We start from the raw sequence: 25,236 nt of genomic DNA, 5'->3' as shown, positions 1-25,236 counted from the left end.
TGAACAACGACAGAGGAAAGCCCCCGTCCTCTCGGGTCGGGGGCCCACGACTGCGCTCCTCGCTCGCTACGCTCACTGCGGTGCCCTCAGCGCAAGCTGAGGACTACGCGAGAGCTCCGCTCTCGCGGTCGCTTGTCGGGTCCGCCTTCCCCGAGAGGACGGCCCCTTTCAGTCTCACCCGCTCATCGGGTTTGAAGGCCGATACCGGGTGGGACTGAAAGGGGCGGACCTGTGCGGGAATCCCGGTGAAGCAAGCACCGGAGGGAGCGGAGCGACTGAGGAGCGCAGCGAGCCGCGGGACCGCACAGGTCCGGGGCTTTCCCCTGTCGTTGAGTGCGTTGACAGAGCTCGCACTATCGGCGTTTCCACCCAGTTCTACAGCGACTCATCCTAGGACCGGTAGGCTGATTGGCGCACCGCCGTCCTCTAGGGTGTGTACGTCCTCGAACTGGCGGGCCAGGACGACGACTTCGCCGCGCGCGAAGCGGCCAGCGTGGCGACCGACGTCACCCTCGTCGCGCCGGGTCTCGCGACGGCGAGCGACCTCGATCACGCCCGCGCGCGGACGCTCGCGTACACTCACCACGCGAGCGAACTGGTGGGGACCTGCGACCCTGACGTCGAGAGCGCCCGCGCGCTCCTCGAAGACGCCCCGCCGACCGACCGTTCGGGATCCGTCGCCGTCCGCGCCGTCGACGTCCGGTACACCACCGACGTCGACACGCAGGCCGTCGAGCGGGAACTCGGCGGCGTCCTGGTCGACCGGGGGTTCTCGGTCGACCTGGAGAATCCGGACCACGAACTCCGGGTCGTCTTCAGCGACGAGGCGGGCGACGTCGACGACGACACTTCAGGAACTATCTGCGCCGTCGGCTGGGCCGTCGCCGCCTCCGTCCGCGACTTCGGCCAGCGCATGCCCTCGGACCGGCCGTTCTTCCAGCCCGGGAGCATGGCCCCGATGGACGCCCGCGCGCTCGCCAACCTCGCCGGGGCCGAACCCGGCGCGACGATTCTCGACCCGATGTGTGGCACCGGCGGCGTCCTCATCGAGGCGGGCCTGCTCGGGGCCCGGGTGGTCGGCGGCGACGCCCAGTGGAAGATGGTCCGCGGCGCGAGTCAGAACCTCGCCGACGCGCTCGGTGAGGACCGGGACGCGAAGGACCCCCGCTATCCAGACCCCGGGAAGTGGGACGTCTATCGCGCCGACGCCACCGAATTTCCGATACGAGCCGACACCGTCGATGGCGTCGTTTTCGACGCCCCATACGGCCGCCAGTCGAAGATAGAGGGGGACCTCACCGACCTCGTGTCCAGCGCACTCGCCGAGGCCCGCCGAGTATCCTCACGGTGCGTCCTGATGGCCGACCGGTCGTGGGAGGACGCAGCGGAGGACGCGGGCTGGACCGTCGACGCGCGCTTTGAACGGCGGGTCCACCGGTCGCTGGTCAGGCACGTCCACGTGCTCGTCGCCTGAGCGTCCCGTCGTCTCAGCAGTAGAATCAGTCCAGCAGCGCCAGCGCCGCGTCGCCGTCCCCGTCCATCCGCCGGAGGAGTCCGCGGACGAATTCCCGGGCATCCCCGTCCGCCGTCACCAGCACCATGCCCTCGTCGGGTTGGCCGTAGACGACGCTCGCGCCCTCGGGGACGGCCAGAATCGCGGGGAGCGCGGCCAGGTCCTCCTCGCCGTCGACGCGGACCAGGGTCGTCCCGCCCTCGTCGATCCCGGTCCGGAGCGTCTCCAGCAGTTCGCTCGTCAGCGTCGCCGCTGGATTGTCGATCGTTCGCTCGCGGTCGAAACCACTGATTCCCTCGCGAATTTCCTCGTCGACGGTCTGGCGCTTGGTCTTCTCGTCGACGAAGGCGACGGCGGGGACGCGACCCGCCTGGAGGAGGTGATAGGTGACGACGTCGCCGACGGCGACAACGGGTTCGGTCGCCGCGGAGAGCAACTGCTCAGCGTCGGTGTAGATCGGCCCGAGCGGGTCCTTGAGTTCGCCGCGAAGCGTGTCGGGCAGTTCGAGAACGACGTCGGACACGGTCGCTTAACGGACTTTCAGCGCGTAGCTCCCCGGCTCCGTGACCTCCATCTCCTTGGCGATGTCGGAGCTCTCGGGGTGGGCGATGACGACGTAGCCGGCCCAGTCCTCGGTGAGCGAACTCGACCCGCAGGCGTCACAGACCTCCTCGTTCGAGGCGTCCTGGACGCGGTGGCACTCGCGGCAGACCAGTCTGTCGGCCATCAGCTCTCACCGGCTTCCGCCTGCTGGGCGGCGCGTTTCTCGCGCTCGGTCTCCAGCCAGCCGTGCTTGCCGAGGCCGACCTGCTTGGCCGTGAGGCCGATCTTGGAGTCGCGCGGGTTGCGCTCGTCGATGCTCTTGGTGACGATGCGGGCGCGGACGGCGTCGCCGACCGCGAGCGTCTCGTTGGACTCGCGGGAGGCAAGCGCCTGCCCCTCCTCGTCGTAGGCGAGGTACTCGTCGGAGATCTGTGAGACGTGCAGCAGGCCGTCCACCGGCCCGATACCGACGAAGGCGCCGAAGTTGACCACTTCGACGACCTCCCCGTCGACGACCTCCTGCATCTGCGGATCGTAGGTGAGCGCGTCGAACTCGGCCTCGAAGAAGACGCCCTCCTCGCCGGGGAGGACGGCGCCGTCGCCGATGTCCTGTACCTCGATGACCGAGACGACCGAGCCGACGTCCTCGTCCATCCGGCCTTCGAGTTTGTCCTGCAGCAGCTTCTTCACGAGGTCCGGCGTCACCTCTGCGAGATGCCTGGGCGGTACCTCCACCGTGTCGCGTAGTCTGACCCGTTTGTACATGTGTTATGGTTGAGTGATGGCGAGTTTGTGCTGGCCCCTTAAACTAATTACTGGTACGCCCGCGTCGAGCAGGCGGCGTTTGAGGGGCTTGTCGTTCGTGACCGCGTGCGTCGCGTCCGGGTGGCTCGCCAGTTCCAGGACCGCGTCGTCCGCGTAGTCCGCGTCGGTGGCGACGGCCTCGCAGCGGTCGACGAGGTCCAGGCCCACGCTCGCCGCGGTGGCCTCTTTCCCGTTGCCGTCGGCGAGTTTCTCGAGTTCGGCGACGACGGCTTCGGGGGTGACGAGGGGCTGGTCTCCGACGAGTCGCCGGAGTTCGTCGAACAGCCTGACGTCGCATTCGACTGGCATCATGAGTGCGTTCGTGTCGACGACGATCATTCACGCAGCGTGCCGACACCGATGAGGCGCCAGCGGGCGCCGACGCGCCGGTTGATCGCGATCTTCGAGCCCGGCGCGGCACAGACGGGCCGTTTGAGGGCGACCTCCGCCTCGCCGCCGCGCGCGCTCGTCACCGAGCCGACGGTCGTCGCGGTGCCGATGGTGAGCATCAGCGGCTCGCCCGTGCTGATCTCCTCGACCTCGCCGGCGTTGTCGCCGACGATCCGTTCGAGCAGGTCGACGTCCATCGTGAACTGTTCGAGCGTCGGCGGCAGGCTCCCCGGCGGGCCAGCGACCTGACCGGCCAGCGCGTCGCCCTTCGTGATCGCGGGGTCGAGCCCGGTACCGACGCCGAGCAGGCCGCCGGGCGTCGCCTCGTCGACGAAGTCGCCGCCGGCCTGTATCGACCGGACGCTCGTGGTGACGGGGCGCCACTCGGTCTGGCCGCCTTCGTCGACCTCGCGGCCGGGGCGAAGCTCGATCTCGTCGTCGACCTCGAGGCTGCCCTGGACGAGCGAGCCGCCGAGGACGCCGCCCTTGAGGTCCGCCCAGGTCGTCCCCGGGCGGTTGATGTCGAAGCTCCGGGCGACCATCATCTGCGCGTCGACGTCGGGGTCCCGCTCGGGCGTCGGAATCTCCTCCTGGATGGCCTGGATGAGCAGGTCGGTGTTGACGCCCTGCTGGGCCGAGACCGGAACGATGGGCGCGCCCTCGGCGACGGTGCCCTTCACGAACTCCTGGATCTGCTGGTAGTTCTCCTGGGCCCGCTCCTGGTCGACGAGGTCGACCTTGTTCTGGGCGACGACGATGTTGTCGATGCCGATGATGTCCAGGGCCATGAGGTGCTCCTCGGTCTGGGCCTGGGGGACCGGCTCCGACGCGGAGACGACGAGGACGGCGCCGTCCATGATCGAGGCGCCCGACAGCATCGTCGCCATCAGCGTCTCGTGCCCGGGGGCGTCGACGAAGGAGACGGTCCGCAGGACGTCGGTCTCGACGTCGTGCTCGCCGCAGGTTTCCTCGACCGTGAACGCTTCCGGTTCCTCCTCCTCGGGACAGCGCCGGAAGGTCGCGTCGGCGTAGCCAAGGCGGATGGAGATGCCGCGCTTCATCTCTTCGGAGTGCTGGTCCGTCCATTCGCCAGACAGCGCCTGGACCAGCGTCGTCTTGCCGTGGTCGACGTGGCCGACGAGGCCGATGTTCACCTCCGGGTGGTTGTGGGATGTCATCTCGGGAGTAATCTTGGTGTGATTTCGCCCCCTGGGACTGATAAGCCTACTGTTTGCGCCCCAGACTGCGGGCAGGCGGCCTCGCCGCGCGTCAGTTCCGGCGGTCCTCGGCAAGTGTCCGGACGCGGCTCGCCAGCCGGTCGAACCGCTCGGAACGCATTCGCTTGTGGACGAAGGGGACGCCCGCGTCGTGTGCAGCCTCGACCAGTTCGGGCGCGTCGTCGCTCGAGAAGAGGATTCCCGGGGGCGCCGGCTCCGTGTCCGCCACTCTGTCGAGGAACGTCAGCCCGTCCATCGTCAGCATGTGGTAGTCGCTCACGACGGCGTCGAAGGATCGCTCGCGGACCAGCTGCAGGCCCGTCCGGGCGTTCGTCGCCGTCGTCACCACCAGCGCGTCGTCGGCCCGCTCCAGGAACTCCTGGACGAGGTCCGCGAGATCCGGTTCGTCGTCCACGACGAGCACCTCGACGGGCGCGTCCACCTCGTCTCCTTCGGGGTCTGTGTCCTGTCCCACGTCCTCCACCACCGCCATGTTGCCCACTCCTTGAGCCCCGGTCACCATATATCGACACGAGCGCTTTCGCGCGCTGAGAACACCGCTCGACTCGCAAAGGGCGACGTGCTTTTCCCCGCCGGCGTCCTGCCCTTTCCCGTGCGTGAATTCGCGTTCGAACTGGCGCTGTGTGCCCACCTCGAAGGCGGGGAGGGGCCGGGGGGAGACGCCCTCCTCAGCCGCCAGCTCGGCGCCCACGTCCACGGTCGCCGCGTCGTCGACGTGCTCGCCGTCGACCCCGGTCCCGAGTTCGCCGAGCGCGCGGCCATCACGCCCGAGCGCATCCCCACCGCCGCCGTCGAGGCCGACGTCGGCCCGGGACGGGCCCGCTACTGGAAGGACGCCTTCGACTGCCACCCCGAGCGGGCCGAGCGGGCGAAGGACCTGGCCGTCGAGCGGGGCTTCTTCGAGGCCGAACGCCGCGGCGGCCGCACCTACGTCCGCCAGGTCGCCCGCTATCCCGACTGGTTCGGTTCGCTGGTCGCCATCGAGAACAAACCGGACCTGGGCCGCCCCGGCGACCTGGAGATGCAACTGCGGACCGACGTCTCGCTGGGCCTCGTCGACGAGGTCGTGCTGGCGACGGCCTCGCACGTGACGCGGGCGCACCTGAACCGCATCCCCGACGAGGTGGGGGTGTGGCGCTTCGATCCCGAAACTGGCGAACGGGAGGTGATCCGCGATGCGACGCCGCTGGCCGTCGACGACCCCGGCGTCGAGGTGGTCGAATCGTACCCGGGCCGGACCGACGTCCGGGTCGTGGGGTCCGAGGAGAAGCAACGGGCCCGCCGTCGCCTCGCCGAGCGTGCCTACGGCAAGGGCTGGCGGACGTTCGACTATCCGGCCTGTGCCCAGTGCTCGCCCGACGACGACGGCCTGCCCCAGTGCGCGTGGAAGGGGCGCTCCGTCCGTGCGAGCGACGAGTGCGGAACGAGTTGCGCGGGCTACGAGGAAAGTGAAGCAGTCGCGGTCGACACGGACTCGCTCCGGGCCGAGCGGTCGCCCTGGGAGCCGGAGCCGGCGGGTCGAAAACGGCAGCAGTCGGGGCTGGACCGGTTCGGCTAACCGGTTCGGCCGACCGGTCCGATTCGGCTAGTCCTGACCGCTCGGCTCGCCGTCCGCCCCGGTTGTCTCGACGGGCGCCTCGTCCGCGACGTGGTCGGAGTGTTTCGTCCGCGCCTGGTAGTTCGCCGCGCCGGCGATGCCGGCACACATTCCGATGCCGAGCACCAGCGCCCAGTCGACGGTACTCGCGACGACCTGGAACGTCGCTGCGGCCGCGACGGCGCAGGCCAGCGCCGCCCCACCCGACTCCGCCGCGCCGCGTTGGTCCATGCACCGGTTCTAGACGTTCTCCACTATAGTCGCTGGGGCTGTCTCGCGATCCGATGTGCTACGGGGTTCTCCAGCGTCGCCCGAGAAGGAGCCAGGTTCCAGCCGCCACGGCGCCCACGACACCGGCACCGACGACGGCGAAGACGTCCCGGGAGGAAGGCGGGACGTAGCGTCCGAGGACGACCAGGGCTGCGGTGCTCGCGAAAATGACGAGTATCGTCGCGGGCGCCCGTGGTTGCTCGCGGCGAAGACCCAGGCCGCCGACGGCCGCGATTCCCAGCCCGAAGAGGCCGACCAGAGCAACGGCGAAGCCGAACACCGCTTCGAACGACCCGGCGCTCGTCTCGAGTTCGTAGTAGGAGCCATTGTACTCGACGTAGGCGAGGCCCGGGCCCGTATCGGTCGGATAATTCCAGTCATCCGGCGCATTCGAGTCCCCGTAGACCACGTGCTCCCCGCCGTCGCTGTTCATCGTCTGCCGAAACACCTCCTTCCCCTGTGGTGAGAGCTCCCCGAACGTCAGGACCTGTGAGTAGTACGTCTCCTCGACCTGACTCTCGTCTACCGGCTGGACCTCGTGGTGATACTCCTGCTGGCCGGCGTGCGGAAACGTGACCAGCAACGAGACGACGAGCCCGAGACCCAGGAGGACCAGCGCGAGGCTGGGGGCCTGATAGCGCGTGAGGGAGGGCATACGCGCCGGTTCAGAACGGTCCGACAAGTGCCTTCTCCCCTACAGCTCGAATCGCTCGCCGTCTAGAGCTACGTCGTCGGCGAACGCCTGCGATGCGGGGACGAAGTGCGCCGTGTGGACGATGCGGTAATTGTCCACGTCGAGGTCCTCGGCCAGCGCCCGCGCACCCGTGAGGGTCATGTGCTTCGTGCCGAAGGTCCGCGGGACGCCGTCGGCGTCGTAGTGGTCGCCGCCGGCGGGGTGCCCCTCGCAGAGGTCGGCGTGGACGATGCCCTCGACGATGCCCAGATCCGCGCCGCGCAGGACGTCGCGGGACTCCTGTGGGAAGGCGTAGCTCGTGTCGCCGGAGATGGCCAGCGAGGCACCGGTCTCGGGTTCGTCGATCCGCAGCCCGTAGGTCGACAGCGGCGGGTGGACGCCCGGCACCAGCGTTACCTCGAACCCCGCCGCCTCGAAACGCTCGAAGGGGGTCTCGGGGTTGACCGTCACCTGGTCGAGGTAGTGGTACCGGGAGTCGACGTGCTCGGCGACGCTCTCGCCCAGGTTCGGGTCGTGCTCGTCGGCGGCGTGGACCGGCAGGTGGTCGAGCAGACGGTAGGCGTTGCCCAGCCCGTCGAGGTGGTCGAAGTGGACGTGGGTGATGACGGCGGCGTCCGGGAGCGGGACGTCCTCCCGGCGGAACTGCCGCCGGAAGTCCGGGCTGGCGTCGATCAGGAGGGACTGGTCCGTCTGCTCGTTGCGGACGTGGACGGAGAAGCGAGTGCGTTCGACGTCTTCCTCGCGTGCGCGCTCGCACGTCTCGCAGTCGCATCTGGGGGTAGGGGTTCCCGTGGTGTCGCCCGTCCCGAGCAACGTGACCTCCATTGGTTCTGTTGTGTCTCTGGCCGTCCCTAAACCTCGCGACTTGGACTAGGTGGACGTGTGGGGTGTCGTGCTGGGGTCAACGGTACCGCAAACACGTCGAAAGCCCTCGGGCCGCTCGGGTCGCGGGGACCACCCTGCGCTCCTCGCTTCGCTCCGGTGCTTGGGGGTCCCGGCTTCCCCGACCGGGCCTCGCCCTTTCATTCCTCCAGGAACTGCATTGCTCGCGCGATAAAACGCGCTCGCGGATGACATCCACCAAACCTCCCCGAATTCGCGCCGTCCGGCGCGAATCACGCTTCCTGACCGCACCGCACGGCCGGGAGGCCGTCTCGTCGGCCGACCAGGGGAAGGGCAGGGCTGCGGTGCTGGCCTGGAGGACTGAAAGGGCGAGGTACGGTCGACGATGCCGGACGAAGCAAGCACCGCAGCGGAGCGAGGAGCGCAGCGAGTCCCGTGAGTCGAGCGGGCCGAGGGCTTTCGAGTTGTTGGCGGTTTTGCTCACTGCACACGAACGGACTGAGATTTTTCGCCGTCTGTAGCTTCGGTCACCTCATCGAACAGCACTCACGCGAAGAACGCCAGCCACTCCCGCTCCAGAGCACACACATAGCCGGAGACCGAATTAGTAAAGGCGCCCAACACGAACCGTGGTGTAATGGTATCCCTCGGTACGGCGAGTGCCGCCCCGGGCGGGGTGGACACGGGGCGGTTGCAGGTGGGCGAGACGCGCGACGGGAGCCCGTTCGGGCTGCCCGTCGCCGTCGTCAACGGGGCCGAGGACGGCGAGACGCTCTATATGCAGGCCGCGAGCGACGGCGACGAACTCAATGGCGTCGGCGTCGTCCAGCGCGTGCTCCCTCAGCTAGACCCGGCGGAGCTGTCGGGGACGATTCTGGTCGTCGGCATCGTCAACTACCACGCCTTCCAGGTGGCCGAGCACCGCAACCCCATCGACGACACGAAGATGAACCGGGCCTACCCGGGCGACGAGAACGGCACGTCCTCCGAACGCATCGCCGCCGCGACGTTCCAGGCGGCCAGACGCGCCGACCGGATCCTGGACCTCCACCAGGGGTCGACCTCGCGGATGCTGGAGGAGTGCCGGGTCCGCTGTGGGCAGCGCCACCGGCTCCACGACGAGTGTCTCGAACTCGCGAAGGTCTTCGGCTGCGGCTACGTCCTCGACCAGAAGGGCCCCGACGGGCAACTCGCCCGCGCCGCGCCGGACGAGGGCATCCCCACCATCGACCCGGAACTCGGCGGCAGCGTCGGCTGGGACGAGGGCGCCATCCAGACCGGCGTCGAGGGCGTGTTCAACGTCCTCCGGTACTACGACTTCCTCGGCGGTCGCCACGCACCCGAAACCCAGACCCGCGCGACCGGCTTCGACCAGTACGGCGCCCCCGCCGGCGGCCTGGTCAGCTTCGAGACGGACCTGGGCGACCGGGTCAATCGCGGCGACGCGCTCTACCGCATCACCGACGTCTTCGGCGAGGTGAAGGCCACCGTCACGGCCGACGCCCCGGGCGTCTTCTGGCGCTCCCGGCGCCTCCCGCAGGTCGCCACCGGCGAGTACGTCTGTTCGGTGGGGACGGACGTCGACTCGGTGTGACTGGGGCAAGAGCGCCGTCCACCGAATCAGTCCCAGACAGGGTCGAGCAGACGTTGGCCGCAGATCGTGTCGGCTGTAACACAAGATATTCATACAGGTTCCGAGACCAGCGGATATGCGACGCCGCAAATTCCTCGCGACGACCGCCGCCCTCCTCTCCGTTCCCTTCTCGGGGTGTTCGGACCCGTCGGGCCGACTCTCGCTGGAAAACGTCGACGACGACGAGACGCTCGCCCGGCGGTACGCACAGACGGATGACCAGCTCGACGACGACGAACAGCGGATCCTCGACGACGCCGTCGCCGGCGACGAACCGGAGCTGAACGGCTCCCAGCCGCACTTCGAGGAGGGGCCCTACGACCAGCGGGCGCCCGTCGCCCACGCCGGGTCGTACTACAACGTCTCTCACGAGGTCGTCGAGACCTACCAGTACGCGCGCTACGGAGTCGGACTCGACCTGAACCCGCCGGAGGACTTCTCGCCGTCCGAGGGAGCGATCGCCGTCGCGGACCTGCCGCCGGTCGACCGCGACGTCGTGGCCGGGTTCTTCCCGATTTCGGACGACCACCCCGAGTCGGACGGAGCCGACGTCTTCCACATGGGGACCTACTCGCCGGCCGAGGAGGCCGAATCCGTCCTCGTTCCCGATCCCGAATACGACGCCGTGACCAGGGACGGGGCCACCTACCCCGTCGAGATCGATGACGGGGGCTCCGTGGAGATCAACCGGTATCGGTACGAAACCACGCGGGTGGCCGCGACCCACGCCGAGATGGCCGCGCGGGTCCGCGAGCGGTACCTGTTCACGCTGGCGGACCTTCCCGAGGACGAACGCGAGATCATGCGTGAGGCCGTCCAGAGCGGACGCTACGTCACCGAGGAGACGCCGAGCCAGGCGTTCGTCGACCTCCTCGACCGGTTCCGTCCCCACCGCCCGCTCCAGGGCGACGGAGAAGACTACGGCACGTGGCTCGTCGCGTTCGACGGAACGGTGTACCTGGCAGACGTTACCGCGCCACTCAACACACCGGCGAGCGAGTCCGGGTGAGGCGCCCGCTACTCGGTGTCCCAGACGTCGGCCATCGGACTCGACCGCGTCGAGGCGCCGCTGCGGGAGCGAGAGCCCGCACGCGACCCGGACCGCGAGCGCGACCGGCCGCTCGACCCGCTCTCCGACCCGTCGCTCTTGCCCTCGACGCTCTCGCCGCCGAGCGCGTCCACTGGCGAGAACTCCGGCAGGTCGGGCTCGGACATCCGGTCGACCTGTTCCTCGAACCAGTCGGGCATGTCCGTCCGGGCGCGGTCGAACAGGTCCAGCAGCGAGGAGTCTGCGAGGTACGTCGAGCCGTAGTCGTCGGGCGCCCTGACGACTCTGCCGCAGGCCTGGATGACCGTCCGCAGCGCGGCGCGGTAGTACCAGCCCCACTGGCCGTCCGAGAGGCGCTGGGCGACCCGCGAGTCGCGGGTGTTGGGATAGGGCGCCTTGCAGATGACCTGCCAGCGACAGAGGTCGCCCTCCAGGTCCAGGGCCTCCTCCATCTTCACCGAGAGGAAGACGTCGGGGTCGTCGGTGCGCTTCCACGAGGTCAGCTGGGCGTCCCGGTCCTCGGACTCGTGGCTCCGCAGTCGTTCGCCGACGCCGAAATCGCGCAAGAGCGACTCCAGCTTCTCCTTGATCGCGTAGGAGTGACAGTGTATCAGCCCCTTCTCGTCGGGGTGTTTCTGCATGATTCGAACCACCTGGCGGGCGATCTTCGGCAGCGTCTCGTCCCGTTCCTCGTAGGTCATCTTCCCCTGCGTGACGTCGTACAGCGGTCGGTTCTCGACGGGGAAGGTGTGGCCCACCTCGACGAGGGCGACGTCGTCAGTCGAGAGGCCGACGTTGGCGCAGAAGGCGTCCTTGTTGAGGATGGTGGCCGACAGCAGGGCGAAGCGCTGGCCCCGGTCCCAGACGGTGTGTTTGAGGTACTTCTCGGGGTCGAGTGGCTTGATCGTCACGCTCGTCCCCTCGCCGTCGGGCTGGTCGACGACCCACGTCGTGACGCTGTCGGGGTCGCGGTAGTCCTCGGCGAACCACGACAGCTCCTGGCGGAGCTTGTTCAGGCGGTCGCGTTCGGCCACCTCCTCCGCGGTCAGCTCCTCCTTCTGGCGGAGTTCCTTCACGCGGCGCTCGGACGTGGCGGCCAGACCGTCGGCGTAGTTCGCGGCGTCCTCCAGGTCGTCGATGGCGGGCGGGGCCTTGTCCTCCCAGATGGGCACCGTGTCGGGGCCCAGCTCGATGGCAGCGTACATCTCCGCCCAGTCGCCCAGCCCGTGGGCCTCGTCGACGACGGCGACGTCGCGCGTGCCGAACACGTCCGAGCCCGCCGTCTGCATGAAGTAGGCCAGCGTCATCGCGGCGATGCGCCGGTTCGAGGCGATGGCCCGGTCCGAGAAGTACGGACAGCGGTGTTTGACCTGGCAATCGAACATCCGCTCGCGAGCGCAGGGGGCCTGGTTGACCGGCGTCTCCGTCTCGCCCGGGAGGATGCAGTTGTAGTTGTTCTTCCCCCGGATGACGTTCAGGTCGTCGAGCATCGGTTCCTCGGCGACGTCGTCGAGCTGGGAGACCTGCGGCGTGGTGTAGTAGGCGTCGATGACCTCCTCCGCGTCGGCCTCGCCGGCGGTGCGGGCACAGCCGGCGATGGCGCGGGCCAGCAGCGACTTGCCGCTGCCCGTCGGCGCGCGCACCAGCACGACGCGGGCCCCGTCCTCGAAGGCCGCCTGGATGTCCGCGAGCGCCTGTTTCTGGTTGCCGCGATAGGAGGGCGCGGGAAACTCGTCGAAGATTCGCGCGGCGTTCACGTCCACTCGCAGTCTCCGGGTCCACGTCAATCCATCGGAGCAAATCGGCCAGCTACGTACCACCCGCCGGATTCGACGTGGCCGTGTGACCGAGATGCCGTCCGTACCTCACGGGTATCGGTGGACTCGCCGTGACCGCTCTCGCCGGCTGTAGCGAGCAGGCGGGCGGCGACGGAACCGTGACAGACACGGGCGAGGTCGTCGGGGTGACGGCCGATTGCGATCTCACGGTCGAGTACCGGAGTCCAGAGGCACAAAACACATTACTGGACGGCGATTGCGTCAAGCAGACGAGAGAACGAGAGTGTCACTGGCCTCACCCGCCTCGCGACAGGCGCGACGTCGCTGCGACCGGCGACTCGTCACGACGCTCTCCAGCGGCGGAAGCGGGCCCGAGAAGCGACTCGAACCGGACCGAGCTGGGGCCACCCTCCCGGGCGTTTATACACGAGTACGACAATAACCCGGTGACAACCCGCCCGGGAGCGCGCTTCCGGCGCGCCAGAGCACCAGACCAATGGAAGAACCAGTCTGCGTACTGTACTACGGTCCCGACGCCGCCGCGCTCGAGCAGCGGTGGGAGACGACCGAGCGACCGTTCGCGCTGTCGGCGTTCGACGACGCCGGAGGGGCCCGGGAGTTCGCCGCCGGGACGGCCGTCGACGCACTCGTCTGCTCGGGGCCGGACGCGATGGCCGTCGTCGACGACGTCCGCGACACCGTCGGCCACGTGCCGGTCGTCGTCCTCGACGACGGGGAGACCGACGCCGTCGCGGCCCTGGCCGACGGCGTGACGCACTGTCTCTCCGTGGACGAACGGGACCGCGTCGACGTGATCGAGCACCTCGAACCCGTCGTCAGTCGCTACCGGGACGAACGCCGCGAGCGAACCATGCTCGACTCGCTGCTGGAGAACATTCCGCTCTCGGTGTACTTCAAGGACCGGCAGAGCCGGTTTCTCCGGGTGAGCGACGCGATGACGTCGATGATGGGCGACCCGTACATCGAGAGTCCCGACGGCGTCCGCTACTACGCGCCGGCGGACATCGTCGGCACCACGGACTTCGACGTCTTCCCGAACCACCTGGCCGAACCCGCCACGTCCGACGACCGGTCGGTGATGGAGAACGAAGAGCCGATCGACCGGGTCGAACACGCCTACGGCCCGGCGTTCGACGGGAGCTACGTCGCCACGTCGAAGGCGCCGTGGTACGACGAGCAGGGCGACGTCGTCGGCCTCGTCGGCGTCACGCGCGACATCAGCGAACGCAAGCAGTACGAACACCAGCTCGAACGCCAGAACGAGCGGCTCGAACGGTTCGCCGAAGTGATCAGTCACGACCTTCGCAACCCACTCGAGGTCGCCAAGAGTCGCCTCCGCTTCGCCAGGGAGGAGTGCGAGTCGGAGCACTTCGACGCCATCGACCGGTCGCTCGACCGGATGGACGACCTCATCGCCGACGTGTTGACCATCACGCGCTACGGGGAGACCGTCGATGACCCCGACCTGGTCGACGTCGCCACCGTCGCCGGCGACGCCTGGGACGTCATCGACTCCCAGGGGGCGACGCTCGCGGTGAACACCGAACTGGTCATCCGCGCAGACACAGGCCGGCTCTCCCAGCTCTTCGAGAACCTGTTCCGGAACTCGGTCGAACACGGCGCCGAGGACCCGACCGACCTCACCGTGACCGTCGACGACCTCCCCCACAGGTCGGGGTTCTACGTCGCCGACGACGGGGTCGGCATCCCGGAGGACGAGCGCGATTCCGTCTTCGAGTCCGGGTTCAGCACGGACGAGGAGGGGACCGGGCTCGGCCTCGACATCGTCCGGTCCATCGTCGACGCCCACGGCTGGGTCGTCGAGGCGGTCGAGAGCGAGGGCGGCGGCGCCCGCTTCGAGTTCAAGAACGTCGCCGAGAAGGGACGCTGAGCGGTCACAACCGGGCCCGCGTCTTCCCGGTTGCCGCTTACAGGTCGGCCACGTGCTCGCGCGTGATCTCCTCGTCGTCGGGTAGCCGGTCGATGCAGGCGTAACAGAGGAAGTGCTCGGTGTCGTCGACGAGTTCGAGCGTCATCCCGCCGGTCGTCTCCGACGACGACCAGATGCCGGCGATGCCGCCGGCGATGGTGACGTCCTCGCTACAGCCGTCGCAGGGCCGGGTCGTCATACCCCACGTAGGCCGACCACGGCGATAAGTCCCCGGCTCTCCCCGCCATTTATGCATGAGTAGGTCGATCCGATAGTGACATCGCCCCCGTCAGCACGAGAGGGGGAGACGAGACAGACACCGATGCAGGAGCCCCCCCTGGTGCTGTACCACGGCCCCGACGCCACAGCGGTCACGGAGCGGTGGGACCGGCGACGCCGGCCCTTCGACCTCCGCGGCCTGTCCGCGGCCGACGACGTGCGCGACGCCCTCGCCGAAGACGACGTCGACTGTCTGGTCTGTGCGGGCGGCGAGGACGTGCTGGCCGTCGCCGACGACGCCCAGGCGTCGGTTCCTGGCCTCCAGGTAGTCGTGTTCGGGCGGGGGGACATCGACGCCGCCACCGCGCTCGAACACGGCGCGGCCCACTTCGTCGACGTCGGCGAGGACGACCCGGTCGAGACGCTCGACGCACTCCAGTCGGTCGTCGAACAGCATCACTCCCGGCGCCGAGACCGGACGATGCTCGACTCGCTGCTGGAGAACATCCCGCTGTCGGTGTACTTCAAAGACCACGACAGTCGCCACGTCGAAGTGAGCGACGAGATGCCGTCGGCGAGCGGGAATCCGTACATCGAGAGCCCCGACGGCTGCCGCTACCACACGCCCGAGGACGTCGTCGGCCTCACGGACTTCGACCTCTATCCCCCGGAGCTGGCCGAGAGCGCGACGGCCGACGACCAGCGAGTCATCGAGTCCGAGGAGCCGGTCGTCGACCAGGTCGAACACACGCACGGCTCGGTGGTCAACGGCACCTACGTCGCCACGTCGAAGGCGCCGTGGTACGACGAGCAGGGCAACGTCGTCGGCCTCGTCGGCGTCACGCGCGACATCAGCGAACGCAAGCAGTACGAACACCAGCTCGAACGCCAGAACGGACGGCTCGAACGGTTCGCTGGCGTCCTCAGCCACGACCTGCGCAACCCGCTGGAGGTGGCCCAGGGCCACCTCAGGCTCGCCAGGGAAGACCGCGACCCGGAACACTTCGACGCGATCGAACGCTCGCTGGACCGGATGGACGAACTCGTCGAAGACGTCCTGACTCTGGCACGGCAGGGCGGGACCGTTACCGAACCGGACGCCGTCGCCGTCGCGACCGCCGCCAGGGACGCCTGGAACGTCGTCGATTCCGGCGACGCGACGCTCGTCGTCGACGCCGACCTCGTCGTCATGGCCGACCCGAGTCGGCTGGCACAGCTGTTCGAGAACCTCTTTCGCAACGCCCTGGAACACGCCGCAGACCGGCCGGACGCCCTCACTATCACCGTCGCAGACCTCCGGGAAGCACACGGCTTTCTCGTCGCTGACGACGGCGTCGGTATCCCCGAAGACGAGCGAGAGGGCATCTTCGACGCGGGCTTTTCGACGACCGAGGACGGCACCGGACTCGGCCTCAACATCGTCCGGACCGTCGCCGACGCCCACGGCTGGCACGTGACGGTGACCGAGAGCGACGGCGGCGGCGCGTGCTTCAAGTTCGGGAACGTCCACACTCCCGAGAGCTGATTCGCGCCCCGAATTTTTGTAGCTCGGTCGCGAAGCGGACAGTATGGAGGTGAACTGCGAAGGGTGTGCCGGCTGTTGTATCGACTGGCGCGCGCTGACCGACGCGACGGTGGACCACGAGCGTCGCGGCCGGTACGTCCCGCTCGACGACGTGGGGAACCTCGCACCCATCCGCCGCGACGAGGTCCGGGCCTTCGTCGACGAGGGGTTCGGCGACGTCCTCCAGCCGCGACTGTTCGCCGGCGAGGGCGACGCGACCGTCACCATCGACGGGACCGAGGTGGCGGCGATTCGCGGCCGACCCGCCTTCCTCGTCGGTCTGCGCAAGCCGCCCAAACCCGTCGGTCCCTTCGACCACGACCCGACGTGGCTGCCGACGTGTGCCTTCCTCGACCCGACGACGCTGCAGTGTCGCATCCACGGCGACGACCTGTACCCGGAGACCTGTCGGCGCTATCCCGGCGAGAACCTCGCACTGGAGGTAGAGACGGGATGCGAGCGCGTGGAAGGGGTCTTCGGTGGGTCCCGTCTGGTCGACGACGAACCGCCCGACGACGCCGACCCGACCTTCGGGCCCGCGGCGGTCGGGACGACGGTGTTCGCCCACCCCGACCCAGACCGACTGACGGGCGTCGTCGAGCGACTGCAGAACGACGAGTCGACCCGCGCCGACCGCGCCGAGTTCGTCGCCATCGCCGCCGCGTCCAGCCCCGCAATGCTGGCGGTCAGCGACCCCGTCTACGAGGAGACGCGCGAGCAGGTACTCGACGCGGACTCCTGGGCCGGACGGGCGATCCAGCGGTGGAGCGATCGGGCCGACGAAGCGGGGACGGCCGCGCCGGCACCGGCGTCCCTCGCCGAGGAGATCGAGGAAGAAGCGGGCGCGCCGGAGACGCCGGGCTGGGACACCGTCGAGACCGACGGATAGGACGCGTCGGGGCCACAGGGAGGCCCCGTCGGGTCCGACAGTTAAGGCGCCGCGGCCGCGACTAGACGGTATGCGCGTTCTCGTCACCGGCGCGACCGGATTCGTCGGCGGCCGCCTCGTTCCCGTGTTGCTCGACCGCGGCCACGACGTCCGCGCGCTCGTTCGCGACCCCGAGGGGTACGACCCGCCCGAGGGCGTCGACGTGGTCACCGGCGACCTGCTCGAACCGGGGAGCTTCGACGCCGCGCTGGCCGACGTCGAGGCCGCCTACTACCTCGTCCACTCGATGGGCTCGGGCGGCGACTTCGCCGAGCGCGACCGCCGGGCCGCCGCGAACTTCGCGCGGGCCGCTGGCGAGGCCGGCGTAGACCGCGTGGTCTACCTCGGCGGCCTCGGCGAGGACGACGACGGTCAGGGCGAGGAGCTATCCGCCCACCTCCGTTCCCGGCGTGAGGTCGAACGGGTCCTGGCCGGCGGGAGCTACGACCTGACGACGCTCCGGGCCGCAGTGATCATCGGCAAGGGGAGCGCGAGCTTCGAGATGATCCGCCAGCTCGACCGGCGCCTCCCGGTGATGGTGACGCCGCGCTGGGTCCACACGCCGTGTCAGCCCATCGCCATCGACGACGTCGTCGCCTACCTCGCCGGCGTGCTCGACGTCCCCGAGACGGCCGGCGAGACCTACGAGATCGGCGGCCCCGAGGTGCTGGACTACGCCACCATCATGCGCCGCACTGCGACGGTGATGGGCCGACGAGAGCCCGTGATCCTCGGCGTGCCGGTGCTGACCCCCGAGCTGTCGGCGTACTGGATCGGGCTCGTGACGGACGTCCCGACGAGCGTCGCCCGGCCGCTCATCCACGGCCTCAAGACGCCCGTCGTCGCCGACGACGAGCCGATACGCGAACTCGTCCCCGTCGACCTGACGCCGTTCGACGAGGCAGTCGCGCGGGCGCTCGCGAACGAAGCCGAGGGCGACGGTGGGAGCGAGGGCGAGCGATGAACGAGGGCGAGAGCGACAGCGAGGGCGAGCGATGAACGAGGGAAATAGATGAACGACGGCGAGGGCGACGGCGAGGGCGAGCGATGAGTCGAGAGCCCACCCCACCGGTCGAGTACGGGGAGACGTGGGTGTACGAGAGCATCGTCGGCGCGATCCCGGGCCTCGATCTGTCGGCCCGGGCCGCGGTCGCCGTCCAGTTCGTCCTCTTCGAGGGCGCCGTGCTGGCGCTGGCCGCCGTCTACGACCTCTGGGCGGCGGCGCTGGCCGGGACCGCCGCCGTGCTCGTGGCGGCGGCAGGCAGCGTCGCCATGTTGACCATCGCCCGCCTCGCCCGCCGCGCCGACGCACCGCAGGCCTACCGACAACTGCTGTTCGGGTCGAGCATCGAGGTGGTCCTCGGCGTCGTCGCCTTCGTCGCCCTCGTCACGTACCTCTTCGTCGTCGACCCCAGGGGACCCGACGCGGGACTGGTCACCTCCCTGTTCGGTCCCGAACCGCCGGCGCCCGTCGTGTTCCTGACGCTGTTGATCCTGTGGGACCTGTGTTACCGCATCGGCACCGGCTGGTGGGCGAGCGTCGTCGCGCTCTGGCGGTCGCTCCGGTACACCGTCGACCCCCAGGAGAGCAGCGCCCACCGCCGGGCCGACCTGGCGACGATGGCCTTCGGCCTGCTACAGCTCGGGCTCGTCCCCTTCGTCCGCGACGAGTGGGTCCTGCTGGTCGCCGTCGCCGGCCACGTGCTGGCCGTCGTCCTGGTGAGCGCGCTGGCCATCCTGATTGCCGACAGCTCAGCGAGAAACGAGTAGCCGGAAGCGAGGAGCGAGTGCCGTCACGAGGACTTGATCTGCTGGAACTGGTCGAGCAACTCCTCCGTGGAGTCGCCCGAGTCGAAGTCCACCTTGCCGCGGTACTCGGTCCGGTCGTCGTCTTCGCTCAGGTCGACTTCGGTGTTCTTGCGTTCGCGGCGTTCGTGTTCTTCGTTATCGTAGGCGCCCATCGACATTGGTTACCACACACAATCTTGCATGGTAGTGCCTATCAATGTAACGGTCCCTCAGGTCGGCGATACGTTCGGTGCAGATCGGCGGGCGAACGCGCACCGATGGAAGGGCGGGCTGACTGGGATCGCGAATGGGGTCGGCGCCAGCCTGCTCGCGGGTCGTTCCTCCCCGCTCGCTCGTAAGCTGGCCCCTCCCTTCGGTCGGGCTCGGCCCTGCTCACGGCTCGCTACGCTCGCCGTTCGCCATAAGCTGGCCCCTCCCTTCGGTCGGCGCCAGCCTGCTCGCGTGTCGCTCCCTCTGGTCGCTCCCGCTCGCTCGTAAGACGGGCCCTCGCTACGCTCGGCCCCGTCCTCCAGAAGCCTCAAACCCATCCACAATCAATGACTCCTCATGGCAGGTCCCGTCCGGTTCCGTCACTCGCTCGAGGGCTGGAGCGAGCAACGGGTTCACGACGCCCTCTATCAGCCCCTCGACGCGAATCTCGGTGCGACGCTTGCGTCCCCGTGGTTCTCCCCGCCGCCCGGGTACGAGGCCCGGCGTCTGGAGATGGACAACGGCGACCTCGCGCTGTTTTCCTGGTCCGACGACGACGCCTACTGGCTCGGCAACACCGAGACGCCCGAGACGCTCTGGCGAACGGACAAGTGCACCTTCGAAGAGGCGCCCTATCCGGTCACGCGGTGGGCCCAGCGCGAACTGCTCGCCCAGCTCGAAGAGGAGGACCCCTGGCTCGCCGCCTACGACCACCTCGCGTGGTTCTTCCTCCCGGTCTTCTTCTCGAAGGACGGCCGCGAGAGCACGCGCAACTTCTTCCGCGAACACGCCGCCGGATTCCCGGACGCGAGCCAGGAGGAAGGGCTCGAATTCTACGAGGAACTGTTCTCGACCGGGATGCTCGACGACTACCGCTACACGATGGCGAGCAAGCTCGGGACGAGCGCCGGCGTCGACCTGACGCGGATGCAGGCGACGATGGGCGAGTTCAACGTCGCCAGGCTCCTCTACGACGCCGACCACGACTTCGAGCCGGAGGTCGAACTCGGCTCGGGCCACGCGCTGGACTTCCAGGTCGGCGACGTCCTCGTCGAGGTGACCCGGCCACAGCCGCCCCGTCGCCGGCGGGTCGACTCGCCCGTCGCGGCGATCAAGGCCTCCGGGAAGGCCAAGACGAGCGACCAGATCGCCGTCCACGGCAACGCCGCGCTGTTCGTCGACTGCACCTCCTTCCGTGACGACCACTGGCGCCAGATCATCGGCGAAAAGCCCGCCGTCGGCCACGAGCCCGTGGTCGTCTTCCGGATGCGCCCGGACGGGCGCACCGAGGGGTACGTCCGCGGGAACCTCCCGCTCGACGTGGCGCGGGTGCTCTCACAGCCCGCCCAGTGACGGCCGGCCCTCCCCGTTCTACTCCCAGTTCCACTGCGCGTTCTGCAGACGACGCCACGCGACGCCATCCGGTAACAACCTGACGGCCAACTTCGAGGTACAGTTACCCCCTTCGGCGCGGTTGATCCGGACAGGAATGTCCGAGACCACCGTCCTGTGCGTGGGCGCAGACGAGTCCGACGGGCTCCCTCCAGTGGACCGCCTGGCGAGCGACGGCGACGTGCGAGTCCTCCGGCGAGAGACGGTCGCGGCGGCGGCGGCGACGCTGGCAGACCGGTCCGTCGACTGCCTCGTCACGGAGTACGACCTGCCCGACGGGACCGGGACCGAGCTGATCGGCCACGTCCGCGAGGTCGACCCGGACACGGGCTGTATCCTCTGTGGCGACGCGTCCCAGGACCTGACCGACGCGGCGACCGGGACGGAGACGAACCACGTCGCGGAGTTCGTCCGCACGGACAGCCCCGGAGCGACGACCAGAGTCGCCCAGCTCGTCGAGGCCACCGCCCGACACCGGAGCCAGACGGCCTATCCGCTGCCACAGGACGAGGACGACCGACTGGCGGCCATGGAGCGCTACGACTTCGACTCCGAGCGGTTCCGCTCCGGCATCCGCCGGCTCGCCGACGTCGCCGCGGCGCACTTCGACGTCGCCCAGAGCTCGGTGAACCTCGTCACCGAGCGGACCCAGGAGTTCCTCGCCTGCCACGGCGAGGAGTGGGACGCGACGGCCAGAGAGCAGTCCATCTGCGCGTACGCCATCCTCGAAGACGGCGTCACCGTCGTCGAGGACACCCTGGAGGACCCCAGATTCGAGGGGAACGAGGTCCTCGACGAACTCGGCGTCCGCTTCTACGCGGGCGCGTCCGTCACGACCGACGACGGGCTCCCGCTCGGGACCGTCTGCGTCTACGACGACGAGCCCCGGGCGTTCACCGAGGACGACGAGGCGTTCCTGGAACTGCTGGCGGCGGCGGCCGCGGACTGGCTGGCGGTACTCCGGGATGTCGAGGGTGGGCCGGTCGAACGCCGCGACCACTGGGCCGGCGCCGGTGGCGAGCGAGGTGACCGATGACCCGGAACGCGGACGCGCAGTTCCGGTTTCCGGCCGGCCTCCCGGTCGACGGCGTGGACCCGGGGACGAACGTGATGGTCGGCGGGCCGTCGGGCCGGGGCGCCCGCGAGGTGGCGCTCCGACTGGCGATGGCGGGCGGCGAGGACGAGGGCGTCGTCCTCCTCTCGGCCGACGTCGGCGGCCGGTCGCTGCTCGACCGGGCCGAGCGCGTGACCGGCGGGTTCGACCGGTCCCGGGTCGGCGTGGTCGACTGCTCCGGTATCGATGACGACCAGCAGCGCTTCGACGAGTACGGGCGGACCATCGACGACCCCGGCGACCTGCTGGGGATCCAGATGGAATTCTCGGTGCTGTACGAGACGCTCGTCGAGCGCGGGCTCGACCGGGTCCGACTGGGCGTGTTCTCCGTCTCGTCGCTGCTGGCCCACGCCGACCTCCGGGCGGTGTCCCGGTTCGTCCACATGCTCACCGGCCGGGTCATCGCGACGGGGGACCTGGGCGTGTTCGTCGTCGACGAGGCGATGCAGGACGACCGGACCGTCGACGCCATCGAGCGGTTCTGCGACGGCGCCATCGACGTCCGCGACGGGACCGACGGAACCTTCGAGGCCCGCGCCCGCGGACTCGGTGTCGAGCCCTCTGGCGGGGGCGAGGTCGGAGGCGGACACGGGATCGAGGCTGGGAGCGAGCGGGGAGGGGAACGCGGGACGTGGCAGCCAGTCTCGACCGTGGAACGCGACCAGCAGCGACGGCGACCCTAGTCCTCCCGACCGCGAGAGAGGGTGTCGCGGGCCGTCGCCTCGCCCTCGCCGTCGAGCGAGAGGCTGTCGATGCGGTCGAACTCGGAGTGGAGGCGCTCGAAGGCGGCGTCGGCGTCGTCGGCCCGGTCCTTCGCGTTCGAGAGGTGGCGGACGCAGGTGTTCCAGTCGTCGGCGAAGTCCTCGAAGCGCTGGCCCAGCCGCTGGAGCCGGTCCTGCACCGCGAGGGCCTCCTCGGAGAGGCGCTGGGCGTGGACGCCGGCCTTCACGAGTTCGAGCTTCTGGCCCAGCGTCAGCGGCGAGACGACCTGCACGCCCCGGGACGTGTACTCGCGCAGCATGTCGTACTCCTCGGTGACGAGGTGGTAGTAGACGCTCTCGCTCGGGATGAAGGCGAAGGCGAACTCGGCGGTCCCCTCGTCCGGGCGGACGTACGCCGTCGCGATCTTGTCGAGCTGGTCGTCGACCCGGCGCGCGAACTCCTGTTCGTGGTGCGCGCGAACCTCCGGGTCGTCGGCGTCGACGGCGCGCTCGTAGGCCTCCAGCGGGAACTTCGCGTCGATGGCGACGAGCCCGTCGGCGGTCTCGACGTGGGCGTCGGGGCGCCTGTTGCCGACGACGGCCTCCTGCGTGCCGAACATGTCCGGCGGGAGCTGGTCGGCGAGGATGGTCTCCAGTTGCTGCTCGCCGAAGCTCCCCCGGTGCTGGGGCGTCCGCAGCATCTGCTCGACGTCGCTGTGGAACTGCTTCATCTCCCGGGCGTGGGTCTCGATCTGTGCGGCGGTGCCGTCCAGGCCGAGCCCGGCGATGGCGTTGCCGACGGAGGACTGGAGCTGGGCCTCGTCGAGCTGGGCGGGACCGCCACCGCCGCCGCCGTCACGGACGGCGAGGACGAGCACCGACAGCGCGAGGACGACGGTCGCCGCGCCGAGGGCGACTTCGAGCGTGGTCATACCCGGACCAGACCGTATCCGGCCTTAAAACCACCTGGCCGCGACCGGACAGCTTCCCGTCGGTCGACCGGCCAGGATCCGGACTGGAACCGGCCCAGACGCGGCCGCCGACTTGTGAAGGTCGGGTATTAACCGACGAAGGGCCGTAGGAGGCCCATGCTCCCGCTCGCGTTCGGCTGGCAGAACGTGCTCTTCGCCAACTGGCCCGTCGACGGCGACGTGCTCGACGCCCACCTCCCCGACGCCTTCGCCGTCCAGGAGTTCGACGGCACCGGCTGGCTCACCGTCGTCCCGTTCACGAACGTGGACACGCGACCGCGGGGACTGCCGGCGTGGCTGGGACTCCCGCTCCCGGAACTGAACCTCCGGACGTACGTCACCGTCGACGGCGAGCCCGGCGTCTACTTCTTCAGCCTCGACGCCGACAGCCTGCTGGCGACGATCGCGGCGCGGCTGACCCACCACCTGCCGTACTACAACGCCGACGTCGACATCGACTGGGTCGACGGGCGCGTGGAGTTCTCGAGTTATCGGCGCCAGCCGGGAGACCGGCCGGCCCACTACCGGGCGACCTACTGGCCGACCGGCGAGCCCTTCGAGTCGGAGCCGGGCTCGCGCGCCGAGTTCCTGACCGAGCGCCGGCGCCTCTACACGCAGGCCCCCGACGGGTCGGTCCGGTACACCGACGTGGACCACCCGCCGTGGACGCTGTACCCCGCCGAGGCCGACGTCGAGGTGAACACCCTGTTCGAGGCCAACGGCTTCGACCACCCCGGCGGTGACCCCCTCTTGCTGTTCAGCCCCGGCACCGAGGTGACGACGACGCGGAGCCGACGCTGGGACTGACGGGGGAACGAGGAAGCGCCGTCGGCGAGCCCGACCGTCAGACCGTGAGGTAGGCGACGACCATCAGCACGACGTTGTAGACGGCGTGGGCGACGACGGGGACGACCAGGTTGTCGGTGTACTCGTACACCGCCCCGAAGACGCAGCCGACGGCGGTGATGAGGAGCGCACCGGCGACGACGGACGCGAGCGCGCCCGAGTAGTTCGCGAGGTGCATCGACCCGAACAGGAGGCTCGCTCCGAGCACCGCCGGAATTGGCCCGACCCGCTGGCGGAGCCGTCCCTGGATCGCCCCCCGGAAGAGCAGTTCCTCGGCCGGCGCGACCAGGACGACCGACAGCGCGGCCAGACCCAGCAGGAACGTCGGGTCGGTCGCGGCGACGTCGCCGACGACGGAGTCCGGCACCAGACCGAGGACCGAGAGGAGAACCGAGAGTCCGGTCGCGATCACCAGCGCCAGCACCACGCCAGCGAGGATCACGACGAGGTCGCGTCCGGAAGGACGTCTGACCGGGACCGACACGTCCCGGACCCGGACGTAGGCGTAGCCGACGACCAGGAACGCGACCTGACCCGCGGCTGTCGCGCCGAGGAGGACCGCCGTGCCCGCCAGGTCGTAGCCGAGGACGAACATCGGGACGATGAACGCCACGCCCGCGACGAGCGAGACGAGGAAGGCGAGGACGGTGAGGCCGAACAGTTCGAGGACCGGCAGGGCCCAGTCCGCGCCGCGAGCGGCCGTATTTGCCATGTACGGGGCCTCGCGCGGCCACACCGTAACTGTTCGGGGACTGATAGTGGTGGTTCGTTCCCGGAGGGGCGCGACGCCGACCGAGCGTTGAAATGGTTAGGAATGCTATACGAAAGCGAGACGTTCCCGCCCCACCATGTCATACCTCAACCTCACCAATGAGACCTGGCTCGACCTGACGGTGAACCTCGTCCCACTGGCAATTCTGGCGTTCATGGACGTCCTCTTCTGGGTCGTCAACCCCTGGGGCTGGGACCCGCTTATCATCGTCGTCTCGCACTTCCTGACGCTGTTTCCCCTCCTGTTGCTCGCGATTCTGACCTACGTCAGCGGCCTGTTCGTCCAGCGCGACGAGGGGAAAGCCGCGGCGCGCGAGTGAGCGGGCCGACTGGCGGCAGCACGAGCCGACCACGCGATGGCGAGTCGACCGGCACCAGACTGGTCGCCGAAATGACGACCAAAGACGGATAGTGCGAGATTATCGAACGG

28 protein-coding genes are annotated in these 25,236 nt (G+C 69.2%); 14 read left to right on the top strand and 14 right to left on the bottom strand.

What is annotated here, in order from left to right:
* The first annotated feature begins 433 nt into the window (after positions 1 to 433).
* A complete protein-coding gene (locus BM337_RS18950) occupies positions 434 to 1,474 on the top strand; it encodes a THUMP domain-containing protein (protein WP_089818917.1) in 1,041 nt (346 codons plus the stop codon).
* Between the two features lie 25 nt (positions 1,475 to 1,499).
* Here BM337_RS18950 and BM337_RS18945 read toward each other — a convergent pair whose 3' ends face one another.
* From BM337_RS18945 to BM337_RS18920, 6 genes are all read right to left on the bottom strand, one after another.
* A complete protein-coding gene (locus BM337_RS18945) occupies positions 1,500 to 2,036 on the bottom strand; it encodes a GTP-dependent dephospho-CoA kinase family protein (protein ID WP_089818916.1) in 537 nt (178 codons plus the stop codon).
* Between the two features lie 6 nt (positions 2,037 to 2,042).
* Positions 2,043 to 2,243, bottom strand: a complete 201-nt coding sequence (gene spt4 / locus BM337_RS18940) for a transcription elongation factor subunit Spt4 (RefSeq protein ID WP_089818914.1) — start codon at positions 2,241 to 2,243, stop codon at positions 2,043 to 2,045.
* Complete coding sequence (locus BM337_RS18935) at positions 2,240 to 2,821, bottom strand: DNA-directed RNA polymerase (RefSeq protein ID WP_089818912.1); 582 nt, start codon at positions 2,819 to 2,821, stop codon at positions 2,240 to 2,242. The genes spt4 and BM337_RS18935 overlap by 4 nt, the downstream gene beginning before the upstream one ends.
* A gap of 3 nt (positions 2,822 to 2,824) precedes the next feature.
* Positions 2,825 to 3,199: a twitching motility protein PilT gene (locus BM337_RS18930; RefSeq protein WP_089818910.1), complete on the bottom strand. Its 375-nt coding sequence runs from the start codon at positions 3,197 to 3,199 to the stop codon at positions 2,825 to 2,827.
* Positions 3,196 to 4,428, bottom strand: a complete 1,233-nt coding sequence (locus BM337_RS18925; RefSeq protein WP_089818908.1) for a translation initiation factor IF-2 subunit gamma — start codon at positions 4,426 to 4,428, stop codon at positions 3,196 to 3,198. The genes BM337_RS18930 and BM337_RS18925 overlap by 4 nt, the downstream gene beginning before the upstream one ends.
* Before the next feature lie 91 nt (positions 4,429 to 4,519).
* Complete coding sequence (locus BM337_RS18920) at positions 4,520 to 4,942, bottom strand: response regulator (RefSeq protein WP_177227720.1); 423 nt, start codon at positions 4,940 to 4,942, stop codon at positions 4,520 to 4,522.
* Positions 4,943 to 5,080: 138 nt separating this feature from the next.
* Here BM337_RS18920 and BM337_RS18915 point away from each other — a divergent pair, with 138 nt between their 5' ends.
* Complete coding sequence (locus BM337_RS18915; RefSeq protein ID WP_089818904.1) at positions 5,081 to 6,046, top strand: DUF5787 family protein; 966 nt, start codon at positions 5,081 to 5,083, stop codon at positions 6,044 to 6,046.
* Between the two features lie 27 nt (positions 6,047 to 6,073).
* Here the strand turns inward: BM337_RS18915 and BM337_RS18910 are convergent, their stop codons facing one another.
* Genes BM337_RS18910 through BM337_RS18900 form a run of 3 tightly spaced genes read right to left on the bottom strand, consistent with a single transcriptional unit; the run spans position 6,074 to position 7,874 of the window.
* Positions 6,074 to 6,316, bottom strand: a complete 243-nt coding sequence (locus BM337_RS18910) for a hypothetical protein (protein ID WP_089818902.1) — start codon at positions 6,314 to 6,316, stop codon at positions 6,074 to 6,076.
* 58 nt (positions 6,317 to 6,374) lie between these two features.
* Positions 6,375 to 7,010 carry a DUF7979 domain-containing protein gene (locus BM337_RS18905; protein WP_089818900.1) on the bottom strand — a complete coding sequence of 212 codons (636 nt, stop codon included), beginning with the start codon at positions 7,008 to 7,010 and terminating at the stop codon, positions 6,375 to 6,377.
* A 39-nt stretch (positions 7,011 to 7,049) separates the two neighbouring features.
* Positions 7,050 to 7,874 (bottom strand): MBL fold metallo-hydrolase, encoded by an 825-nt coding sequence (locus BM337_RS18900; protein WP_089818898.1) that lies wholly within the window; start codon positions 7,872 to 7,874, stop codon positions 7,050 to 7,052.
* A 655-nt stretch (positions 7,875 to 8,529) separates the two neighbouring features.
* Here BM337_RS18900 and BM337_RS18895 point away from each other — a divergent pair.
* Together BM337_RS18895 and BM337_RS18890 are read left to right on the top strand one after the other, a co-directional pair.
* On the top strand, positions 8,530 to 9,486 hold the full coding sequence (locus BM337_RS18895; protein ID WP_089818896.1) for a succinylglutamate desuccinylase/aspartoacylase family protein: 957 nt from the start codon (positions 8,530 to 8,532) through the stop codon (positions 9,484 to 9,486).
* Between the two features lie 115 nt (positions 9,487 to 9,601).
* Positions 9,602 to 10,534, top strand: a complete 933-nt coding sequence (locus BM337_RS18890) for a hypothetical protein (protein ID WP_089818894.1) — start codon at positions 9,602 to 9,604, stop codon at positions 10,532 to 10,534.
* Between the two features lie 8 nt (positions 10,535 to 10,542).
* Here the strand turns inward: BM337_RS18890 and BM337_RS18885 are convergent, their stop codons facing one another.
* Complete coding sequence (locus tag BM337_RS18885) at positions 10,543 to 12,330, bottom strand: ATP-dependent DNA helicase (RefSeq protein ID WP_089819189.1); 1,788 nt, start codon at positions 12,328 to 12,330, stop codon at positions 10,543 to 10,545.
* Between the two features lie 517 nt (positions 12,331 to 12,847).
* Between BM337_RS18885 and BM337_RS18880 the strand changes: the two genes are divergently transcribed.
* Complete coding sequence (locus BM337_RS18880; RefSeq protein WP_089818892.1) at positions 12,848 to 14,263, top strand: sensor histidine kinase; 1,416 nt, start codon at positions 12,848 to 12,850, stop codon at positions 14,261 to 14,263.
* Positions 14,264 to 14,300: 37 nt separating this feature from the next.
* Here BM337_RS18880 and BM337_RS18875 read toward each other — a convergent pair whose 3' ends face one another.
* Positions 14,301 to 14,501, bottom strand: a complete 201-nt coding sequence (locus tag BM337_RS18875) for a DUF7561 family protein (RefSeq protein ID WP_089818891.1) — start codon at positions 14,499 to 14,501, stop codon at positions 14,301 to 14,303.
* A gap of 123 nt (positions 14,502 to 14,624) precedes the next feature.
* Here BM337_RS18875 and BM337_RS18870 point away from each other — a divergent pair, with 123 nt between their 5' ends.
* The 4 genes from BM337_RS18870 to BM337_RS18855 all read left to right on the top strand — a co-directional run bounded on the left by BM337_RS18870 (position 14,625) and on the right by BM337_RS18855 (position 18,783).
* Positions 14,625 to 16,046 carry a sensor histidine kinase gene (locus tag BM337_RS18870; protein WP_089818889.1) on the top strand — a complete coding sequence of 474 codons (1,422 nt, stop codon included), beginning with the start codon at positions 14,625 to 14,627 and terminating at the stop codon, positions 16,044 to 16,046.
* A gap of 43 nt (positions 16,047 to 16,089) precedes the next feature.
* Positions 16,090 to 16,974, top strand: coding sequence for a YkgJ family cysteine cluster protein (locus BM337_RS18865; RefSeq protein ID WP_089818887.1), 885 nt, complete (start codon positions 16,090 to 16,092; stop codon positions 16,972 to 16,974).
* A 70-nt stretch (positions 16,975 to 17,044) separates the two neighbouring features.
* Positions 17,045 to 17,977: an NAD(P)H-binding protein gene (locus tag BM337_RS18860; protein ID WP_089818885.1), complete on the top strand. Its 933-nt coding sequence runs from the start codon at positions 17,045 to 17,047 to the stop codon at positions 17,975 to 17,977.
* A gap of 83 nt (positions 17,978 to 18,060) precedes the next feature.
* Entirely contained in the window at positions 18,061 to 18,783 is a 723-nt protein-coding gene (locus BM337_RS18855) for a DUF7530 family protein (RefSeq protein WP_089818884.1), read from the top strand.
* A gap of 23 nt (positions 18,784 to 18,806) precedes the next feature.
* Here BM337_RS18855 and BM337_RS21315 read toward each other — a convergent pair whose 3' ends face one another.
* Entirely contained in the window at positions 18,807 to 18,980 is a 174-nt protein-coding gene (locus BM337_RS21315; RefSeq protein ID WP_245778705.1) for a DUF5786 family protein, read from the bottom strand.
* A 388-nt stretch (positions 18,981 to 19,368) separates the two neighbouring features.
* On the opposite strand from BM337_RS21315, the gene BM337_RS18850 reads away from it, so the two are divergent.
* From BM337_RS18850 to BM337_RS18840, 3 genes are all read left to right on the top strand, one after another.
* Positions 19,369 to 20,364, top strand: a complete 996-nt coding sequence (locus BM337_RS18850) for a DUF5784 family protein (protein ID WP_089818882.1) — start codon at positions 19,369 to 19,371, stop codon at positions 20,362 to 20,364.
* 136 nt (positions 20,365 to 20,500) lie between these two features.
* On the top strand, positions 20,501 to 21,439 hold the full coding sequence (locus BM337_RS18845; protein WP_089818880.1) for a GAF domain-containing protein: 939 nt from the start codon (positions 20,501 to 20,503) through the stop codon (positions 21,437 to 21,439).
* On the top strand, positions 21,436 to 22,200 hold the full coding sequence (locus tag BM337_RS18840) for a DUF7504 family protein (RefSeq protein WP_089818878.1): 765 nt from the start codon (positions 21,436 to 21,438) through the stop codon (positions 22,198 to 22,200). The genes BM337_RS18845 and BM337_RS18840 overlap by 4 nt, the downstream gene beginning before the upstream one ends.
* Here BM337_RS18840 and rmuC read toward each other — a convergent pair.
* Positions 22,197 to 23,150, bottom strand: a complete 954-nt coding sequence (gene rmuC, locus BM337_RS18835) for a DNA recombination protein RmuC (RefSeq protein WP_089818876.1) — start codon at positions 23,148 to 23,150, stop codon at positions 22,197 to 22,199. The genes BM337_RS18840 and rmuC overlap by 4 nt on opposite strands.
* Before the next feature lie 156 nt (positions 23,151 to 23,306).
* On the opposite strand from rmuC, the gene BM337_RS18830 reads away from it, so the two are divergent.
* The gene (locus BM337_RS18830; protein WP_089818874.1) at positions 23,307 to 23,996 is read left to right on the top strand and encodes a YqjF family protein; all 690 of its coding nucleotides are present in this window, start codon (positions 23,307 to 23,309) and stop codon (positions 23,994 to 23,996) included.
* Positions 23,997 to 24,033: 37 nt separating this feature from the next.
* On the opposite strand, the gene BM337_RS18825 is transcribed toward BM337_RS18830, so the two are convergent.
* Positions 24,034 to 24,747, bottom strand: a complete 714-nt coding sequence (locus BM337_RS18825) for a CPBP family intramembrane glutamic endopeptidase (protein ID WP_089818872.1) — start codon at positions 24,745 to 24,747, stop codon at positions 24,034 to 24,036.
* Between the two features lie 136 nt (positions 24,748 to 24,883).
* Here BM337_RS18825 and BM337_RS18820 point away from each other — a divergent pair, with 136 nt between their 5' ends.
* A complete protein-coding gene (locus BM337_RS18820) occupies positions 24,884 to 25,126 on the top strand; it encodes a DUF6684 family protein (RefSeq protein WP_089818869.1) in 243 nt (80 codons plus the stop codon).
* Positions 25,127 to 25,236: the final 110 nt, after the last annotated feature.

The sequence above is a fragment of the Halomicrobium zhouii genome, from assembly GCF_900114435.1.
In the GTDB taxonomy this organism is placed as follows: Archaea; Halobacteriota; Halobacteria; order Halobacteriales; family Haloarculaceae; genus Halomicrobium; species Halomicrobium zhouii.
This window is presented reverse-complemented; position numbering and strand designations above follow the sequence as displayed.

What these genes read in the sequence shown, in the direction of transcription:
- BM337_RS18820 (WP_089818869.1), top strand. Translation starts at nt 24,884, where the DNA reads ATGTCATACCTCAACCTCACCAATGAGACCTGGCTCGACCTGACGGTG.
- BM337_RS18840 (WP_089818878.1), top strand. Translation starts at nt 21,436, where the DNA reads ATGACCCGGAACGCGGACGCGCAGTTCCGGTTTCCGGCCGGCCTCCCG.
- BM337_RS18925 (WP_089818908.1), bottom strand. Translation starts at nt 4,428, where the DNA reads ATGACATCCCACAACCACCCGGAGGTGAACATCGGCCTCGTCGGCCAC.
- BM337_RS18880 (WP_089818892.1), top strand. Translation starts at nt 12,848, where the DNA reads ATGGAAGAACCAGTCTGCGTACTGTACTACGGTCCCGACGCCGCCGCG.
- BM337_RS18935 (WP_089818912.1), bottom strand. Translation starts at nt 2,821, where the DNA reads ATGTACAAACGGGTCAGACTACGCGACACGGTGGAGGTACCGCCCAGG.
- rmuC (WP_089818876.1), bottom strand. Translation starts at nt 23,150, where the DNA reads ATGACCACGCTCGAAGTCGCCCTCGGCGCGGCGACCGTCGTCCTCGCG.
- BM337_RS18930 (WP_089818910.1), bottom strand. Translation starts at nt 3,199, where the DNA reads ATGATCGTCGTCGACACGAACGCACTCATGATGCCAGTCGAATGCGAC.
- BM337_RS18875 (WP_089818891.1), bottom strand. Translation starts at nt 14,501, where the DNA reads ATGACGACCCGGCCCTGCGACGGCTGTAGCGAGGACGTCACCATCGCC.
- BM337_RS18870 (WP_089818889.1), top strand. Translation starts at nt 14,625, where the DNA reads ATGCAGGAGCCCCCCCTGGTGCTGTACCACGGCCCCGACGCCACAGCG.
- BM337_RS18890 (WP_089818894.1), top strand. Translation starts at nt 9,602, where the DNA reads ATGCGACGCCGCAAATTCCTCGCGACGACCGCCGCCCTCCTCTCCGTT.
- BM337_RS18865 (WP_089818887.1), top strand. Translation starts at nt 16,090, where the DNA reads ATGGAGGTGAACTGCGAAGGGTGTGCCGGCTGTTGTATCGACTGGCGC.
- BM337_RS21315 (WP_245778705.1), bottom strand. Translation starts at nt 18,980, where the DNA reads ATGTCGATGGGCGCCTACGATAACGAAGAACACGAACGCCGCGAACGC.
- BM337_RS18845 (WP_089818880.1), top strand. Translation starts at nt 20,501, where the DNA reads ATGTCCGAGACCACCGTCCTGTGCGTGGGCGCAGACGAGTCCGACGGG.
- BM337_RS18830 (WP_089818874.1), top strand. Translation starts at nt 23,307, where the DNA reads ATGCTCCCGCTCGCGTTCGGCTGGCAGAACGTGCTCTTCGCCAACTGG.
- BM337_RS18855 (WP_089818884.1), top strand. Translation starts at nt 18,061, where the DNA reads ATGAGTCGAGAGCCCACCCCACCGGTCGAGTACGGGGAGACGTGGGTG.
- BM337_RS18860 (WP_089818885.1), top strand. Translation starts at nt 17,045, where the DNA reads ATGCGCGTTCTCGTCACCGGCGCGACCGGATTCGTCGGCGGCCGCCTC.
- BM337_RS18900 (WP_089818898.1), bottom strand. Translation starts at nt 7,874, where the DNA reads ATGGAGGTCACGTTGCTCGGGACGGGCGACACCACGGGAACCCCTACC.
- BM337_RS18825 (WP_089818872.1), bottom strand. Translation starts at nt 24,747, where the DNA reads ATGGCAAATACGGCCGCTCGCGGCGCGGACTGGGCCCTGCCGGTCCTC.
- BM337_RS18850 (WP_089818882.1), top strand. Translation starts at nt 19,369, where the DNA reads ATGGCAGGTCCCGTCCGGTTCCGTCACTCGCTCGAGGGCTGGAGCGAG.
- BM337_RS18895 (WP_089818896.1), top strand. Translation starts at nt 8,530, where the DNA reads ATGGTATCCCTCGGTACGGCGAGTGCCGCCCCGGGCGGGGTGGACACG.
- BM337_RS18910 (WP_089818902.1), bottom strand. Translation starts at nt 6,316, where the DNA reads ATGGACCAACGCGGCGCGGCGGAGTCGGGTGGGGCGGCGCTGGCCTGC.
- BM337_RS18905 (WP_089818900.1), bottom strand. Translation starts at nt 7,010, where the DNA reads ATGCCCTCCCTCACGCGCTATCAGGCCCCCAGCCTCGCGCTGGTCCTC.